The organism is Advenella mandrilli (assembly GCF_016595155.1).
In the GTDB taxonomy this organism is placed as follows: Bacteria; Pseudomonadota; Gammaproteobacteria; order Burkholderiales; family Burkholderiaceae_B; genus Advenella; species Advenella mandrilli.
Map to the genome: position 1 here is coordinate 1 of NZ_JAENGP010000027.1, position 13,968 is coordinate 13,968.

Annotated in this window: 18 protein-coding genes; 5 read left to right on the plus strand and 13 right to left on the minus strand. The window is 49.1% G+C overall.

The window, feature by feature from the left end:
* Window positions 1-132: 132 nt before the first annotated feature.
* The 5 genes from JHL22_RS15450 to JHL22_RS15470 all read right to left on the minus strand — a co-directional run bounded on the left by JHL22_RS15450 (window position 133) and on the right by JHL22_RS15470 (window position 3,035).
* Window positions 133-306, minus strand: coding sequence for a hypothetical protein (locus JHL22_RS15450; RefSeq protein ID WP_200239442.1), 174 nt, complete (start codon window positions 304-306; stop codon window positions 133-135).
* A 49-nt stretch (window positions 307-355) separates the two neighbouring features.
* A complete protein-coding gene (locus tag JHL22_RS15455) occupies window positions 356-661 on the minus strand; it encodes a helix-turn-helix domain-containing protein (RefSeq protein WP_200239445.1) in 306 nt (101 codons plus the stop codon).
* A gap of 93 nt (window positions 662-754) precedes the next feature.
* The gene (locus tag JHL22_RS15460) at window positions 755-1,384 is read right to left on the minus strand and encodes a hypothetical protein (protein WP_200239447.1); all 630 of its coding nucleotides are present in this window, start codon (window positions 1,382-1,384) and stop codon (window positions 755-757) included.
* A 289-nt stretch (window positions 1,385-1,673) separates the two neighbouring features.
* Window positions 1,674-1,883: a cold-shock protein gene (locus JHL22_RS15465; protein ID WP_200239449.1), complete on the minus strand. Its 210-nt coding sequence runs from the start codon at window positions 1,881-1,883 to the stop codon at window positions 1,674-1,676.
* 102 nt (window positions 1,884-1,985) lie between these two features.
* Window positions 1,986-3,035, minus strand: a complete 1,050-nt coding sequence (locus JHL22_RS15470; protein WP_200239452.1) for an HNH endonuclease — start codon at window positions 3,033-3,035, stop codon at window positions 1,986-1,988.
* A gap of 306 nt (window positions 3,036-3,341) precedes the next feature.
* On the opposite strand from JHL22_RS15470, the gene JHL22_RS15475 reads away from it, so the two are divergent.
* The 3 genes from JHL22_RS15475 to JHL22_RS15485 are packed head-to-tail and all read left to right on the plus strand — an operon-like array spanning window position 3,342 to window position 5,046.
* Window positions 3,342-4,070, plus strand: coding sequence for a thiolase family protein (locus tag JHL22_RS15475; protein ID WP_200239454.1), 729 nt, complete (start codon window positions 3,342-3,344; stop codon window positions 4,068-4,070).
* A gap of 9 nt (window positions 4,071-4,079) precedes the next feature.
* Window positions 4,080-4,625: a thiolase C-terminal domain-containing protein gene (locus JHL22_RS15480; protein ID WP_200239456.1), complete on the plus strand. Its 546-nt coding sequence runs from the start codon at window positions 4,080-4,082 to the stop codon at window positions 4,623-4,625.
* Window position 4,626: 1 nt separating this feature from the next.
* Entirely contained in the window at window positions 4,627-5,046 is a 420-nt protein-coding gene (locus tag JHL22_RS15485; protein WP_169295518.1) for a Zn-ribbon domain-containing OB-fold protein, read from the plus strand.
* A gap of 76 nt (window positions 5,047-5,122) precedes the next feature.
* Here JHL22_RS15485 and JHL22_RS15490 read toward each other — a convergent pair whose 3' ends face one another.
* The 3 genes from JHL22_RS15490 to gabD all read right to left on the minus strand — a co-directional run bounded on the left by JHL22_RS15490 (window position 5,123) and on the right by gabD (window position 7,829).
* Window positions 5,123-5,641 carry a lipocalin family protein gene (locus JHL22_RS15490; RefSeq protein WP_169295519.1) on the minus strand — a complete coding sequence of 173 codons (519 nt, stop codon included), beginning with the start codon at window positions 5,639-5,641 and terminating at the stop codon, window positions 5,123-5,125.
* Window positions 5,642-5,702: 61 nt separating this feature from the next.
* Complete coding sequence (locus JHL22_RS15495) at window positions 5,703-6,299, minus strand: hypothetical protein (RefSeq protein WP_200239458.1); 597 nt, start codon at window positions 6,297-6,299, stop codon at window positions 5,703-5,705.
* 87 nt (window positions 6,300-6,386) lie between these two features.
* Window positions 6,387-7,829 carry an NADP-dependent succinate-semialdehyde dehydrogenase gene (gabD, locus tag JHL22_RS15500; RefSeq protein ID WP_200239461.1) on the minus strand — a complete coding sequence of 481 codons (1,443 nt, stop codon included), beginning with the start codon at window positions 7,827-7,829 and terminating at the stop codon, window positions 6,387-6,389.
* Window positions 7,830-8,037: 208 nt separating this feature from the next.
* On the opposite strand from gabD, the gene JHL22_RS15505 reads away from it, so the two are divergent.
* Window positions 8,038-8,562, plus strand: coding sequence for a cytochrome b (locus tag JHL22_RS15505; protein ID WP_189384921.1), 525 nt, complete (start codon window positions 8,038-8,040; stop codon window positions 8,560-8,562).
* 187 nt (window positions 8,563-8,749) lie between these two features.
* On the opposite strand, the gene JHL22_RS15510 is transcribed toward JHL22_RS15505, so the two are convergent.
* From JHL22_RS15510 to JHL22_RS15525, 4 genes are all read right to left on the minus strand, one after another.
* Window positions 8,750-10,027, minus strand: coding sequence for a TRAP transporter large permease (locus JHL22_RS15510; RefSeq protein ID WP_200239463.1), 1,278 nt, complete (start codon window positions 10,025-10,027; stop codon window positions 8,750-8,752).
* Window positions 10,024-10,575 (minus strand): TRAP transporter small permease, encoded by a 552-nt coding sequence (locus JHL22_RS15515; RefSeq protein WP_200239465.1) that lies wholly within the window; start codon window positions 10,573-10,575, stop codon window positions 10,024-10,026. The genes JHL22_RS15510 and JHL22_RS15515 overlap by 4 nt, the downstream gene beginning before the upstream one ends.
* A 132-nt stretch (window positions 10,576-10,707) precedes the next feature.
* Window positions 10,708-11,712 (minus strand): TRAP transporter substrate-binding protein, encoded by a 1,005-nt coding sequence (locus tag JHL22_RS15520; RefSeq protein WP_200239467.1) that lies wholly within the window; start codon window positions 11,710-11,712, stop codon window positions 10,708-10,710.
* A 201-nt stretch (window positions 11,713-11,913) separates the two neighbouring features.
* A complete protein-coding gene (locus JHL22_RS15525) occupies window positions 11,914-12,237 on the minus strand; it encodes a cupin domain-containing protein (RefSeq protein ID WP_200239469.1) in 324 nt (107 codons plus the stop codon).
* A 252-nt stretch (window positions 12,238-12,489) separates the two neighbouring features.
* Between JHL22_RS15525 and JHL22_RS15530 the strand changes: the two genes are divergently transcribed.
* Window positions 12,490-13,290 carry a thioesterase family protein gene (locus JHL22_RS15530; RefSeq protein ID WP_200239471.1) on the plus strand — a complete coding sequence of 267 codons (801 nt, stop codon included), beginning with the start codon at window positions 12,490-12,492 and terminating at the stop codon, window positions 13,288-13,290.
* 64 nt (window positions 13,291-13,354) lie between these two features.
* Here JHL22_RS15530 and JHL22_RS15535 read toward each other — a convergent pair.
* Window positions 13,355-13,968, minus strand: a 614-nt coding sequence (locus tag JHL22_RS15535) for a Na+/H+ antiporter NhaA (RefSeq protein ID WP_200239473.1), incomplete at its 5' end; no start/stop codon positions are given.

Sequence of the window (13,968 nt, forward strand, 5' to 3'; positions counted from 1 at the left end):
GAATCTTCCTTTTAGTGGCCGCGTATTTGTCCCCTACCGTCTGCGCCTTGAGATGGTAGTAGAGCGTACTGCGCGACAGGCCTGTTATCTGTAATAGCAGGTGTAGCGAATGATCTGGCCTTAACCCTTGGACTACTTGCGCTTTTTCTGCAGCGCTGCAGCCTGTTTCGCTTCGATTAAGGCCCCTAATTTTTTTAAGTAGGCATTCTCCGCACGCAAGTAGGCCAGCTCATCCAGCAGTTCTTTCTGTGTACGTGTTTCGTCAGGCGCAGGCGCCTTGGGGAGATGCTGTTTGGGCATTTGCATTTGTGTTTCACCTTTATGCGGGGGCTTCAGAACCCCAGATTCACCTGATTCATCTGTATTGGCGACGCCACTTGCCGATGGTTCCTATGCTGCGGATGTTATACAGTGCAGCGGCTTGCCGGTCGGATAACCCCTCCCGCTCGATGTGTTGCAGCACCTGTTGCTTGAACTCGGCACTGTATGTGGCGCGCTTGTTCTCCAGCCCGGACACACCGTGGTGCTGGTAGCTCGCTACCCAATAGCGCAATTGAGAAATATCCACCCTGTAGGTATCGGCTATTAACCGATAGCCACTATTTCCGGACAGATACTCCTTTACTAATTTGACTTTGAACTGCACATCATATTTTGCCATTGAAAAACCCCAATAAGTTGAATAGGCGTCCAACTTTTTGGGGTCAGTTCACAGAGCATGGGAACTAGTCTACCAGTCTGGTGGCCTAATGGTTTAGCGTTTATCCTGCTCTTGCAGCCACTGTTCCCTGCCATAAACATACCCCGGAAACTCGTTTTCAAGCGTGGTTTGTCCCCGAAGCAGGCGATTTGCCAGATCGGTTACGTTTTTAAGTTCTGTTTCATTGCGCACTTCAAACGGTGCCGCCAACTCTACCCCGGTCGCCCATGAAAGACATTCACGTTGCCAACGGGGTTTTACGGCATAATCCATCCCTTCTTTTTGCAGTCGCTGTTTGATCGTATCCAGCCTGTCATAGTATTGCCGGGTTTCATCCGTTCCTGGCGGCACGGTATAGCTGATGATTTTTTTACGCGAGCGGCCAACCGGTTTATAGTTGGGGATGCCATCATCAAAAAGCCGTCCATTTACCGGAGAATGACCAGCTTCCTTGCGGGCCTGCTCATCAAGCGCATCAGCATAAACGAAGCGCGGATGCTGCCACCAGACCATCACGCGCCGGTCTCCCAGAATAAACCCGGCATCATCCCACCATGACAAGTCATCCGGCTTTTTTTCATCATAGGAATGGATCACATAGATGCCATTTTTCATCACCCATTTACAGCGACGGTGATAAGCCTTTTGTGCCTTACGCAGGCGTTCAAATCGTTCAAGTTTCATAATGGAGCCTTTGAAAACGGGTGTTTTTCCCACCCTCACAAAGCAGACAATTATTATCCATGGCCTTGTTGGTAAGCCCACGATGCAACACGGTGGGAGCGCCTGATATCCGTCAGAAATTATAATTGTTCTTATGACGTGGGATTCGAAATATCTTCAAGCATGAAATTTCCATAACCGACAGCGCTGTTACAACTTCATCTTAGACATAAAAAAACGGAACCCCATGTTTCAAAGGATTCCGCTTTTATCACTGCAAGTATGCTGAGCATTTTCAGCACACGCGCATTCAGATCACTTGGATCTGGGTGGCGCAAGGGCCTTTTTGCCCTTGACCTGCCACGAATGAGACACGTTGATTCTCTTCAAGAGATTTGTGGCCAGCGCCTTGAATTTCGCTGTAGTGTGCGAAGAGATCCTTGCCGCCAAACTCAGGCATGATAAAGCCGAAGCCCTTATCGTTGTTGAACCACTTCACAATACCGGTTTCTGTCTTCAATGTAAATCCTAAATATACTAGGGAGAAATATCCCTAAATTTATTGTCGTCGTTTACTTCAACAATAGATAGCTTTGTTTCAAAATGACACATCTATCGGCCGTTACGCACACATCCACGATGCAAAACGGGTGCTTTTTCCTCCTTCCCAAAGCAAGTAATTATTGTCCCTGGCCTGTTGGTAGGCCCAGGACGCAACGTGGTGGGAACGCCTGATGTCCGCCAGAAATCCCTGACTGGACAACTCTGCGGTAATGAGTGAATCATGCTGGTAATTACGCGCCTGCCATTGTTCCAGATAATTTTCTGATGCCAGGAAATTGCTTTTTTGGGCGTTACACGTATTATCTGCCAACACAAAATTATGCCCGGTATCAGCCGGATATAAGGACCAAGGTATGAAATGGTCCACCGCAACTTTTTTGTTCTTCAGTGACTGATTGCAGTAAAAACAGCGGCACTGTTGCAAATCCATTAAAAAATCGGCCACTTTACCCAGCTGGTTCCGGGTAGGTGCAAACAGGAACGCATTCAGGTCTGGCAGGCCATCCAATACGGGCAGGTTGTTTTTATTTTCCCGCACAAAATCCACCCAGCGTTTTTGGCACAACTCTTCAATAATTTCACTAAACTGCCTTAAGCAATACATCACCTTGGGCAATAGCTGCAAATGATGCGCCGATGCATCCAGATGATATAAAAACTCAATACTTTGGCCATTCAGGTTTTGCAAATACACCACTGGCATTCTTTTAACGGTGCCGGCAACCGCTTTTTTCAGCTTCAACCATTCAGCGGCATTTTGCCTGGCCGCAGCCAGGGTTTTAAATTTTTCCTGTGCCGCCAACACCAAATTCACAATACTGGCCTGTGGCCCCGTGCTTTGCTGCAGTACAAAAGGTGCCTGCTCATTAAACTGATAAGGTCTGGCCTGCCACCAGTACAAATCAATGAATTTTTCTGCAATATCAAGATAATCCAATGTCAGACATTCACCGGTATCCACTCCCTGCTCAATGGCCAGTCTGGACAAACTGATCAGCAAAGCAAATTTATAAGTGGATGTAAAACTTCCCGATTGCAATATTGTCTGGATCTGCTTCAGAAATCTTAACTGCTCTTGTGGCGTGGGAATCGAAATATCTTCAAGCATGAAATATCCATTACTGGTCAACAGTATCCAATCATCGCTCAACGTCACACGGAGGTTGAAATTAAGAAAAAGACTCATGTTGATTTTAAGGACTTTTGTAACTATTGTGGAAAATACCTACGCATCACCCATCATCAAGCACAAACCTGAGCTGAATAAAATAAAAAACCATTGAAACCCTACTGTCAAAGTGGTATATTATTTTCAATAAAAATAACAAGTTGTATCAATAAGAAAGTAAATTTCCAGTGGTAGTTCAGTGGTTCAACACAACATTCGGATGTACATACATCAGGAGGGTTTACCATGAGTCGCAGGAAGCTTAAAGAGCAGGTTTTTATAACAGGAGTGGGTTGCTCGCGGTTTGGAGACCTGCTCAGCACACCGGAGTTAAAAGGAACAAGTATCCAGGAACTGACAGCAAGGGCAGTTAAAGAAGCACTGGATGATGCAGGTATTTCAGGTCAGGATGTCGATGCCGTCTTTGCCGGCAATGCAATGGTTCACAGCTCGCAGGTGCCGGGCACCTATTCCCAGTTATCAAAGTGGACAGGCACCCAGTTCAAGACCGGGGTGCATTTTGAAGCGCAATGCTCAACCACCAATGTAGGCGCTGCCATGGCTGCCATGGCCATTGCATCGGGCGCCTACGATACGGTTCTTGTTTACGGGTTTGAAACAACCCGGACTAAAGTCAAAGACTTCAGCCCCTACGAGCGTGAACCAATATCACACCAGCAAACCTGGTTATGGACTGATATGGCCGTCAACCAGGCATATAGCGTGCCGCAAGGTTACGATATTTTCTCGGTCTATAACGGTCTGGTCGCCTTGGGCTATTGCCGGAAATACGGTCTATCAATCGAAGACTTTGAAAGAGGCATGTTCGAATTGTGCAGAACGCGCAGACTGCATGGTTCGATGAATCCAAAGGCAAATATCCAGGAAACCCTGGAAGATCGCGCTACGCGCAAGGGTTTTTCTGACCCGTACGATCTCTGGCTCTCGGACGAACACAACCCCCGGGTTGCCTGACCCTCCAGGTTGCTCAGCCTTGTCACCACGGCAGATGGTGCATCGGCCATGGTCCTGACCCGTGCCAGTCTTGCCAAAAACAATCGTTCCAAACCGGTCGAATTAAAGGGTTTTGGCATCAGCTACAGTGATCTGCCCTGGTACGGTGAAGACCCCACCTATTGGGAATTTGACAGGCGTGCCACAGACCAGGCCATGGAGATGTCAGGCATCACCGCCAAAGACATCGATTACCTGCACACCCATGACTGTTCGCATATTTCAAGTATTTGCACCGCTGAAACCATAGGCTATCTTGAGCCGGGCAAAGGACTTGAGGCAGCCCGTGAGGGACGGCTAAGGTTTGATGGGGACCGACCGATGTCAACCCACGGAGGACGCCATGCGTTCGGCCATGCCTGGGGTGCCAGTGCCGGCTCGGATACCTATGAAGCCGTCCTGCAAATGAGGGGCCTCGCCGGTGCAAGGCAACTGCGCAAGCCTCCGGAAATATCACTTATCCATACTCACGGTTACGCCATGATCGGCACGGTTATGGTTTTGGGAGGAGTTTAATATGAACGACATTATTGAACAGCCAAACCTGATTCGCTGGTACTACGAGGGCCTGAAGCAGGGTGTTTTTTGGGCGATGAAATGCAAAAAATGCAAAAACGTCACGTTTCCCCCAACCGGGTGCTGTGAGCATTGCGGCAGTTGGGAAGTAGAAGGCATAACACTAAGCGGTGATGCCACCCTGCTTTATGCAACGCACAATATCGCGCCAGCCTGCCACCCCCGGTTTGAAAAGATTGCGCCCTATGTATATGGTCATTTGCAACTTAAGGAAGGGCCTATTGTCCAGGCGGTCATACTGGGCGTGGAACCCACCCCCGAGGCCTTGCACGACCTCTTCAATCGAGGGCCGGTTCCTGCCAAGGCGGAAACCATTGAAATGGAAGACCTGCCCATTCTTGGCTTTCGTGTAACGCTTTAAAGGAGCGCTGACACAGTCCATGCTCTTTGAATTGCCCCTGGCTCCTGTGTCATGGCTTCTGCACCAGTGATAAAGCCTATTGTGCCCCTGACTGATCCACGAAAATCAGGTCTTGTGTTTTGAAACCCCGACTTTCCATTTTCGCCAGCAGTTCTTTTTTAAGCGTTTCATCAATGGTTGGGGTTCTGGACAACAGCCACAAAAAATCTCTATTGTGGCTGGTTATCAATGAGTATTCGTAATTCTTGCCCAGATCAAAAATAACGTAAGCGCCGTAAAAAGGGCCGAAGAAAGAAACCTTCAGGTAGCCCTGATTGCTGTCTTCCACAAAATAGGCCTTGCCTTCAGCGTCTTCCCATTTATTTTTAGCCGTATTAAAGCCACGGTTAAGCACCTTGATGCCACCATCCTCACGAAGCGTGTATTCTGCGCTTACCTGCTGCAGTCCGCGTTCGAAAGAGTGGTCCAGCCGTGCAATTTCATACCATTTGCCCAGATAGCGCCGGGAGTCAAAATTCTGAACGGGTTCTATCCCTTTGGGAATGCCCGTACAACCTGTTAAAAATACAAACAAAAACATTAAAACATAGCGCATTTAACCAAACTCCCGGATTAATGAGTTACCACCGTACTTGATTCCTTGCAGGAAAACGGATTTAAACAATAGAACTGTATGCAAACAACGCCCAACTGGATTCTTCAACAATGGCAAAAACGGCAAAGCCTTTATGAAACCGCAGTTGCCGGGTACGCATGGCAAAGCCGCACAGCACCACAAAAACACTTATATGCATTATATAGGGAAGCCCTAGATGCGCCAGGTAGTCTTGCCCTTTCAGCGTGGTGTCCAGCAAATCCGTCACGTTCAGTGCAATCAGCAAGCCAAAAAACCAGGCCCGTCTGGAAAGGAAGTAGTCATCCATCCGGTTGATATGGTCTATTTTGTCCGGATAAAGAATGGTGCAGGTAAAAAAATAAAGCGAGGCATAGAAAAGAATGAACAGATATAAGTCATAACTCCATACCACCGTGTTGGACAATCTGATTTGAAACCACCAGAAATTGACCATATCCAGCAAAAGAAAAAAAGTCCAGCCAATATGGGCAAAAAATATATGATCTTTATTGGGTTGCTGTACAAAGCGGCTTAACCCGTTAAGCAAACGGGTCATGCACAAGCCGGTAATTATCCCAACAATGATACGGACATGCGTGAACGTATCGGCTTTCAAGGGGGAAGACAGGTCGATCATCCAGGGCTCCAGGCTAAGATTGGTTTATGCCTTACCGAACCCATACATTACGGGATGACGACCAGTTGAGCAAGTGATAAATTGGGCTTAAATATCCAGACTCAGGTATTTGATCTCGATATATTCCTCGATGCCGTATTTGGACCCTTCGCGTCCCAGGCCCGATGCTTTCACGCCACCAAAGGGTGCCACTTCAGTTGAAATGGCTCCCGAGTTAATACCCACCATGCCATACTCCAGGGCTTCGGCCACCCTGAAAACACGGCTGATATCCCGTGTATAAAAATAGGCCGCCAAACCATATTCGGTGTCATTGGCATAGGCAATGGCTTCTTCTTCATGATGAAAACGGAAGACAGGAGCCAGGGGACCAAACGTTTCCTCCTTGGCCGCTATCGCATTAACGGGCACATCAACCATGACGGTAGGCTCAAAGAAAGTACCACCCAGCGCATGGGGTTTGCCACCCGTCACGATGCGGGCGCCCTTTTCAAGGGCGTCCTCGATGTGTGACTTGACCTTGGCCAGTGCATTCTGATCAATCAGGGGCCCCATGGTGGTTTCCGGCTCCATCCCGTTGCCAACCCTGAAGTTTTCTACCGCCGCAGCCAGTTTCTGGACAAAAGCGTCGTAAACCTTGTCATGGACATACAGGCGGTTTGCACAGACGCAGGTTTGCCCGTTGTTGCGAAACTTTGAAATCATCGCCCCCTGAACGGCGGCGTCCAGATCAGCGTCTTCAAAAACGATAAACGGAGCGTTACCGCCCAGCTCCAGGGACACTTTCTTGATATCGTGCGCACACTGGGCCATTAACAGGCGTCCCACCTGGGTGGAACCGGTAAAAGACAGTTTACGTACCAGCGGATTGCCGGTTAATTCGGTGCCAATGGCAATGGCATCACCCGTTACCAAGTTGAACACTCCCTTGGGAATACCGGCCCGGGCCGCCAGCTCGGCCAGGGCCAGTGCGGAATACGGCGTTTGTAGCGCGGGCTTCAAGACCATGGTGCAACCGGCCGCCAAGGCAGGTGCCGCTTTGCGGGTAATCATTGAAGAAGGAAAATTCCAGGGGGTAATGGCTGCCGTGACACCCACCGGCTGTTTAACCACAATCACGCGCTTGTTGGCCTGTGGCCCGGGAATCACATCACCGTAAACCCGTTTGGCCTCTTCGGCAAACCATTCCACAAATGAGGCTGCATACAGGATTTCCCCTTTGGCTTCTGCCAAGGGCTTGCCCTGCTCCAGCGTCATCAAACGGGCCAGTTCATCCTGATACTCAAGCATCAGCTCAAACCATTTACGCAACAGTTGCGAGCGTTCCCTGGCGGTTTTTGCACGCCAGGCAGGCAAGGCATTATTGGCCGCTTCAATAGCCAGCGTGGTTTCAGCCGCCCCCATAAGTGGAACCGTACCCAGTACCTCACCAGTGGCCGGGTTCAGGATGGTTTGTACCTGACCTGAATCGGCATCCAGCCATTGACCATTAATGTAAGCCTGCTGATGAAATAAACCTGTATTTTGCATAATCGATTTCCAAATATTATTTAAACCGGGAAAGGATAGAGTGTTAATGATTGAGCAATCCTTCATTCTATCCAAGAGTGGACATAAAACAAATTGTTTTTTCAGCCCGTTAATTCATGGTAATCTTTCGATAACACACCTGTGCCCATTCATCCGCAACTTGTTAATACCGTGTTTCCAACCCATTCCACTACCCAAGGAGTGAACAATGAGCGATACACCTGAACGTTACGGCAGTTTGTCCCGATGGTTTCATTGGGGAATGGCCATCCTGATTGTCTGGCAATTCATGAAAATCGGCGACCTTATTGATGAGGGCGAACACTGGGTTGGCCGAACCCTGGTGCCATGGCATATTTCCATCGGTTTGCTGATCTTCATCCTGGGCATTTTGCGTGTATTCTGGGCGATCAAACAGTATCCGCATCGACCGCAATTAAGCGGCCCATTGGCACCACTGGCCAGAATCGGTCATTTCCTGCTGTATCTTGTCATGCTGCTGCTACCGGTTCTGGGTATTTTTTATATGATTGGCAAAGGTTACGGTCTTAAGGTTTTTGGCCTGCAATTAGTCGAAAAAAGCGAAACCGGCATCGCCTGGATGGCCTCTGTTGGCAGCCTGCACGCTCCCGTTGCCGTGCTGTTTCTTTTGCTGGTGATTGGTCACATATGTGCAGCGTTTTACCACCATTTCATCTTGCGTGACGATACCCTCAAGCGCATGACACGATAGAAAAGCTTACAACGCTTTCATAACATCGCACCGGCTCAACTCGATTCGGCGCGCAGAAATAAATAAAAGCACAAAAAAGCCCCCGAGATGCTGGCATCAAATCCAACATTTTGGGGGTCGTTCATGACTTCCCAACTGTGAAGGTATTACGCGGCAAACGCATCTGCGGCATCAAACTTCAAAGCACTCACCCCAGCAGTTTTGGCAGCCACAGCGAGATGGCGGGGATATACGTCACAAACACCAGGAAACCCAGCAGTAAAATCAGCCATGGTGAGGCGGCTTTTATCACTTGGCCAATGGTCATTTTTGTAATGCCTGCCGTCACAAACAGATTCAAGCCAATAGGGGGTGTTACCAGACCAATTTCCAGGTTAACCACCATAATAATACCCAAATGAACCGGATCTATCCCCAGCTCCATGGCGATCGGAAACAGGATAGGAGCAAGGATCAAAATAATACCGGTGGGCTCCATAAACATGCCGGCTATCAACAACAGGATATTGACGACGATCAGAAACTGCCAGGCAGCCATGTCCCAGGCAATGATCTGTTCGGCAATCATTTGTGGAATACGTTCAGTCGTTAGCACGTGTGCAAACAGCAGTGCGTTAACGATAATGAACATCAGCATGACCGTTACCTTAGAGGCATCCAGCAAAACCCCGGGTACTTGCTTTAACCCAATATCACGATAAATGAAAACAGCCACAACGAAAGCATACACCGCTGACACAGCCGCTGCTTCGGTTGGCGTGAAAACCCCTCCATAGATACCGCCCAGGATAATGAAGACCAAAGCCAGCCCCCAAATCGAATCCCGACCCGCCGTCAAGACTTCCCTGGCTGACGCCCTGGGTTGCAGGGGAAATTTCTTGATACGGGCAATGATATAAATGGCGACCATGAGCAACACACCCAGGGTGAGGCCCGGTATGACACCAGCCATAAACAATGCCCCCACCGAGGTTTCGGTGGCCGCACCATACACCACCATCACAATGGACGGTGGAATCAGGATACCCAGTGTACCCGCATTACAAACCACACCAGCGGCAAAAGGCTGTGAATACCCGGCACGTACCATGCCAGCAATAACAATAGAACCCACGGCAACCACCGTTGCCGGAGAAGAGCCGGAAACTGCGGCAAACAGGCAGCAGGCCAGGACCGAGGCAATCGCCAGGCCACCATGCAAGTGCCCCACCGAAGCATTGGCAAAGCGGATCATTCGGCGGGCCACACCCCCTGTTGTCATGAAGGCGCCTGCCAGCACGAAAAACGGGATGGCCATCAGTGTGAAATGCTCGGATGTCTCATACATTTTAAGAGACAGCGAAGCCAGCGAGTCTGTACCGAAAAACAGGATGGTAAGAATGGAAGACAGCCCAAGGGCCACCGCGACAGGCGTGCCCATGAACATGAACACGAACAGCATGACAAAAAGTGCGATAGTGGTCATTTGCGCTCCTGCAGGTTATCGGAGTGGTCATCATCATTGAGATGTTTAAGCGCGTCTTCAGCCTCATCACCAAGCAACTGGCTACGGTGTCCACGCAGCATATGAAACAGTACTTCGGCAAAGCGGATAAACAGCATTAAAAATCCAATGGGAAGCACCAGACGAGGTACCCATTGGGGAATGGGAATATCCTGCGCCAAAATACCAATCATGTACATTTTATCTACGTATATCCAGGCACCATAAAAGACGATAACGGTATAACCAAGACAAAGCAGGCAGGCAATAATCCCCACCACATGGGCAATTTTTTTAGGCAAAATTTTGATCAGGGCATCCACCCCGATATGGGCGTTCACCCGCACGCCATAGGCCAGGCCCAAAAAGATCAGCCCGGCAAACAGGAAAATGGACAATTCAAGCGCCCAGACGAAACTGTAATTGAATATGTACCGCGCAATGACCTGAGCAAAAGTAACAAGTGTCATTGCAGCCAGCAAAAAAGCAATCAACCCTTCTTCAAGTCGATGAAACCAGCGGACATTCATGGTTGTACTCCATGTTTTTAGAAATAAGAAAAGGGCCCTGCGTCAGGAAACCCCTTCAATGCAAAATAAATGGCTGACCACAAACTTCTCAATTAAAGTCAAAAGCCGCCTGTAACCAGCCAATAGTCTTTTTTATTGATTTGCTTCCTGGGCAGCCTTGATCAGGTCTGCGCCAATATCACCTTCAAACTTTTTCCAGACCGGTTCCATCGTTTTACGCCAGACCTCTACATCCTCCTTGGATAACTGAACCACCTTGGCTTTTTTGTCGGCGATAATATTTTGCTTGTCTTGTTCATTCAGCTTGGCGGCCTCTGCATTAGCAAACTGGGTAGCCTCATCCATGGCTTGTTGCAAGCCTTCACGAACATCAGCAGGCAATCCATCCCACCACTGGGCATTGGTAACTACCATGTAGTCAATCACACCGTGGTTGGTTTCAGCGATGGTTTTTTGAACCTCGTGGAATTTTTGCGAATAAATATTAGACCAGGTGTTTTCCTGGCCATCAACCACCCCAGTTTGCAAGGCTTGGTAAACCTCACTGAAAGACAGCTTTTGCGGGTTGGCATCAAGTGCACGGAACTGGGCTTCAAGCACGTCAGAGGCCTGAATACGGAATTTCAATCCCTTGGTATCTTCAGGGCGCTGCAACTGGTCTTTATTGGTGGACAGTTGCTTCATACCGTTATGCCAATAAGCCAGGCCCATTAAGCCACGGTTTTTCATGGAGCTTAGCAGCTCTTTACCCTTGTCACTTTGCTGAAAGCGATCCACGGCTTCCATGTTGTCGAACAGGAATGGCAAGTCAAACAGCTGCACTTTTTTAGTGTAGCGGTCAAACTTGGACAATGACGGCGCAATCATCTGCACGTCACCCAACAACAAGGCCTCCAGCTCTTTGCCATCCCCAAACAACTGTGAGCTTGGGAAAACCTGAACCTCAACCTTGCCAGGCAACAGCTTTTCAGCCACCTCTTTGAATTTGAGAGCCCCCTGCCCCTTGGGTGTTTTGTCGGCAACCACGTGACTGAACTTGACAACGATAGGCTTATCGGACGCCAGGGCACTGCCTGAAAAAGCCAGTGCACAGCTCATACCCACTGCACTCAGGATGCGCATTGCAGTAATTTTCATGGGAATAACCTCCGTATTATTAACATTAAATATTTTCCGTGCACCGAGAACTGTTTATATCAAATACACGAATTAATAACCAGGCTTCAGTGTAACAACCTGAGGCAAATAATTTACCTAGGGCTTACCATAAAATTTTCCAATTAATAAAGATTTTCAATCGCTACAGTCATTACTGACGCAAACCAAGTGTGGGACCGCTTAATTCCTATGCACTGCCAACCAAATCGTAGCCTCATCCTTTGCCGTAAAGGCTACCCGATGCCGGCATCCGGCAGGCAACCAATAGTGGTCACCTTTTCGCAAGGTAACCAGGTCTTCTTTTTCTTCTATCTGCAACGTGGCCGTGCCCTGTAAAACCATAACCCATTCGTCCCAATCCTGTTCATACCAGAACCCGGGTGGACTGGCCTGCCCATATGACACAATACGTTCAATACGCAGCCCTGGCACGGCCAGCAGGTCGTCAAAGGACTCCTGCCCCGTAACCCTGGGCAATTGTTCGAACAGATTATTCAGCATCATGTTTTCCTGTAAGATACGCTGTTAACGAAAATACACGCAAATATTAAAAGATCTTACACGGTGCATGCTATTGCCAGTACGGGTCTAGCCGCCAAAAACGGCCGTTGTCACTTCATTGATATTCCGCGCGCATTTTTGGTACCATACTTGCACAGCATAACACCTAAACCGAATTAAAAAACCGGTACAAAACAAAAACACCTTGCCAGGCATTGCTGCTTTGGCCAGGAGACACGCATCAAGAGGAAACCCATGCCTGCTTATTATCAATTTCTGGAAAGAGCCGCTAACCCGGATGGATCGGTAACTACCCAATATTGCTCAACCATACACGCCCAGGGGGCCTGGAACCCGCACGAACAACATATGGCACCGGCCAGCGGTGTCATGGCAGCGGAACTTGAACAGTTTGCACCGCGTGCCGACATGCGGATAGGCCGTATCAGTTTTGATATTTTCGGTTTGATCCATTTTGGCGAATTCAGTATTACAACCCGCATTATCCGCGCTGGCAAAACCATCGAACTGCTTGAATCCGACATGCAGGCCAATGGCAAAACCTGCATTGTTGCCCGAGCCTGGCGCATGGCAATGCAAGACAGCAAACACATTGGCGGGCTTGAAGACCCGGCAATCCTTCACCCTGAAACCTACCCGCTTTGGACAGGCCTTAAGCGCTGGCCAGGCGGCTATATTCACAGTCTTGAAACCAGGGCAGATGAAAACAATCGTACCGGTAAAGGCATTGTATGGTTAAACAATAATCTGGATATGGTTGAAGGGCAAACTACCAGCCCCTTCGCCCATTTAATTGGCATGGTAGATACCGCCAACGGCATTGTTCCCAGACAGGACGGCGAATTTTCCTGGGCGTTTCCCAACCTGGACCTGCAAATTCATATGCACCGATACCCCACCGGCCAATGGCTGGGCCTAGAAACGGTGCAGCAATATGGCGAAGACGGAATTGGACTGACCAGTTCGGTACTGCATGACACCCATGGCCCCTTTGGCCGCAGTGAGCAAATCCTGACTTTACGGAAAATGGCGTAGATTGGCATATTCAGGTAATGCAAGTCACTCATGTAGACTTGACTTGCATAAGCCAGAGATTGACCTATACCCTCTTCCTGTAGATGTACCCCCAACTCAAGCCAACTATAGCTGCTGTCAGGGAAGCTAACAATACGCCAAGCTTTGCTGCCCCAAGCAGGTTGGGATCCGCCAGCCCAAGCGTGGCAATAAAAATCGACATGGTAAAACCGATTCCGGCCAGCAAACCAACAAGACTTATTCCTCCCCAATTCAAACCTGGCGGCAGCACACACCAGCCCAAACGGACAACAAGCCAACTGGCGGCAATCACGCCTAACGGCTTGCCAATCACCAATGCAACCAATATACCAAACAAAACCGATTGTGAACCACCCATTGCCAAATCCACCCCATCCAGGGTAACCCCTGCATTGGCCAGCGCAAACAATGGCATCACCCCATAAGCCACCCACGGATGCAAGGCCATTTGAACGCGTGTTACCGGCGCCATCAACTCACGCTGGGCACGTTTAAGCTGCCTCACAGGTTCAGCAAGGTGATTGGGTGAGGCGTCTTGTTTATTGAGTTGAGAAAACGTATTAATGGCCTCTGACGCCAGCATTAAAGGCGGCTCTTTCAGGCGACCGGACAATACCGGCGTCATCAGACCCAAAACAACACCTGCCAGAGTTGGAT

Coding starts and splice junctions, on each gene's coding strand:
- JHL22_RS15525 (WP_200239469.1), bottom strand. CDS start 12,237: ATGATGCTGAATAATCTGTTCGAACAATTGCCCAGGGTTACGGGGCAG.
- JHL22_RS15530 (WP_200239471.1), top strand. CDS start 12,490: ATGCCTGCTTATTATCAATTTCTGGAAAGAGCCGCTAACCCGGATGGA.
- gabD (WP_200239461.1), bottom strand. CDS start 7,829: ATGCAAAATACAGGTTTATTTCATCAGCAGGCTTACATTAATGGTCAA.
- JHL22_RS15470 (WP_200239452.1), bottom strand. CDS start 3,035: ATGCTTGAAGATATTTCGATTCCCACGCCACAAGAGCAGTTAAGATTT.
- JHL22_RS15495 (WP_200239458.1), bottom strand. CDS start 6,299: ATGATCGACCTGTCTTCCCCCTTGAAAGCCGATACGTTCACGCATGTC.
- JHL22_RS15455 (WP_200239445.1), bottom strand. CDS start 661: ATGGCAAAATATGATGTGCAGTTCAAAGTCAAATTAGTAAAGGAGTAT.
- JHL22_RS15450 (WP_200239442.1), bottom strand. CDS start 306: ATGCAAATGCCCAAACAGCATCTCCCCAAGGCGCCTGCGCCTGACGAA.
- JHL22_RS15460 (WP_200239447.1), bottom strand. CDS start 1,384: ATGAAACTTGAACGATTTGAACGCCTGCGTAAGGCACAAAAGGCTTAT.
- JHL22_RS15520 (WP_200239467.1), bottom strand. CDS start 11,712: ATGAAAATTACTGCAATGCGCATCCTGAGTGCAGTGGGTATGAGCTGT.
- JHL22_RS15510 (WP_200239463.1), bottom strand. CDS start 10,027: ATGACCACTATCGCACTTTTTGTCATGCTGTTCGTGTTCATGTTCATG.
- JHL22_RS15505 (WP_189384921.1), top strand. CDS start 8,038: ATGAGCGATACACCTGAACGTTACGGCAGTTTGTCCCGATGGTTTCAT.
- JHL22_RS15490 (WP_169295519.1), bottom strand. CDS start 5,641: ATGCGCTATGTTTTAATGTTTTTGTTTGTATTTTTAACAGGTTGTACG.
- JHL22_RS15485 (WP_169295518.1), top strand. CDS start 4,627: ATGAACGACATTATTGAACAGCCAAACCTGATTCGCTGGTACTACGAG.
- JHL22_RS15515 (WP_200239465.1), bottom strand. CDS start 10,575: ATGAATGTCCGCTGGTTTCATCGACTTGAAGAAGGGTTGATTGCTTTT.
- JHL22_RS15475 (WP_200239454.1), top strand. CDS start 3,342: ATGAGTCGCAGGAAGCTTAAAGAGCAGGTTTTTATAACAGGAGTGGGT.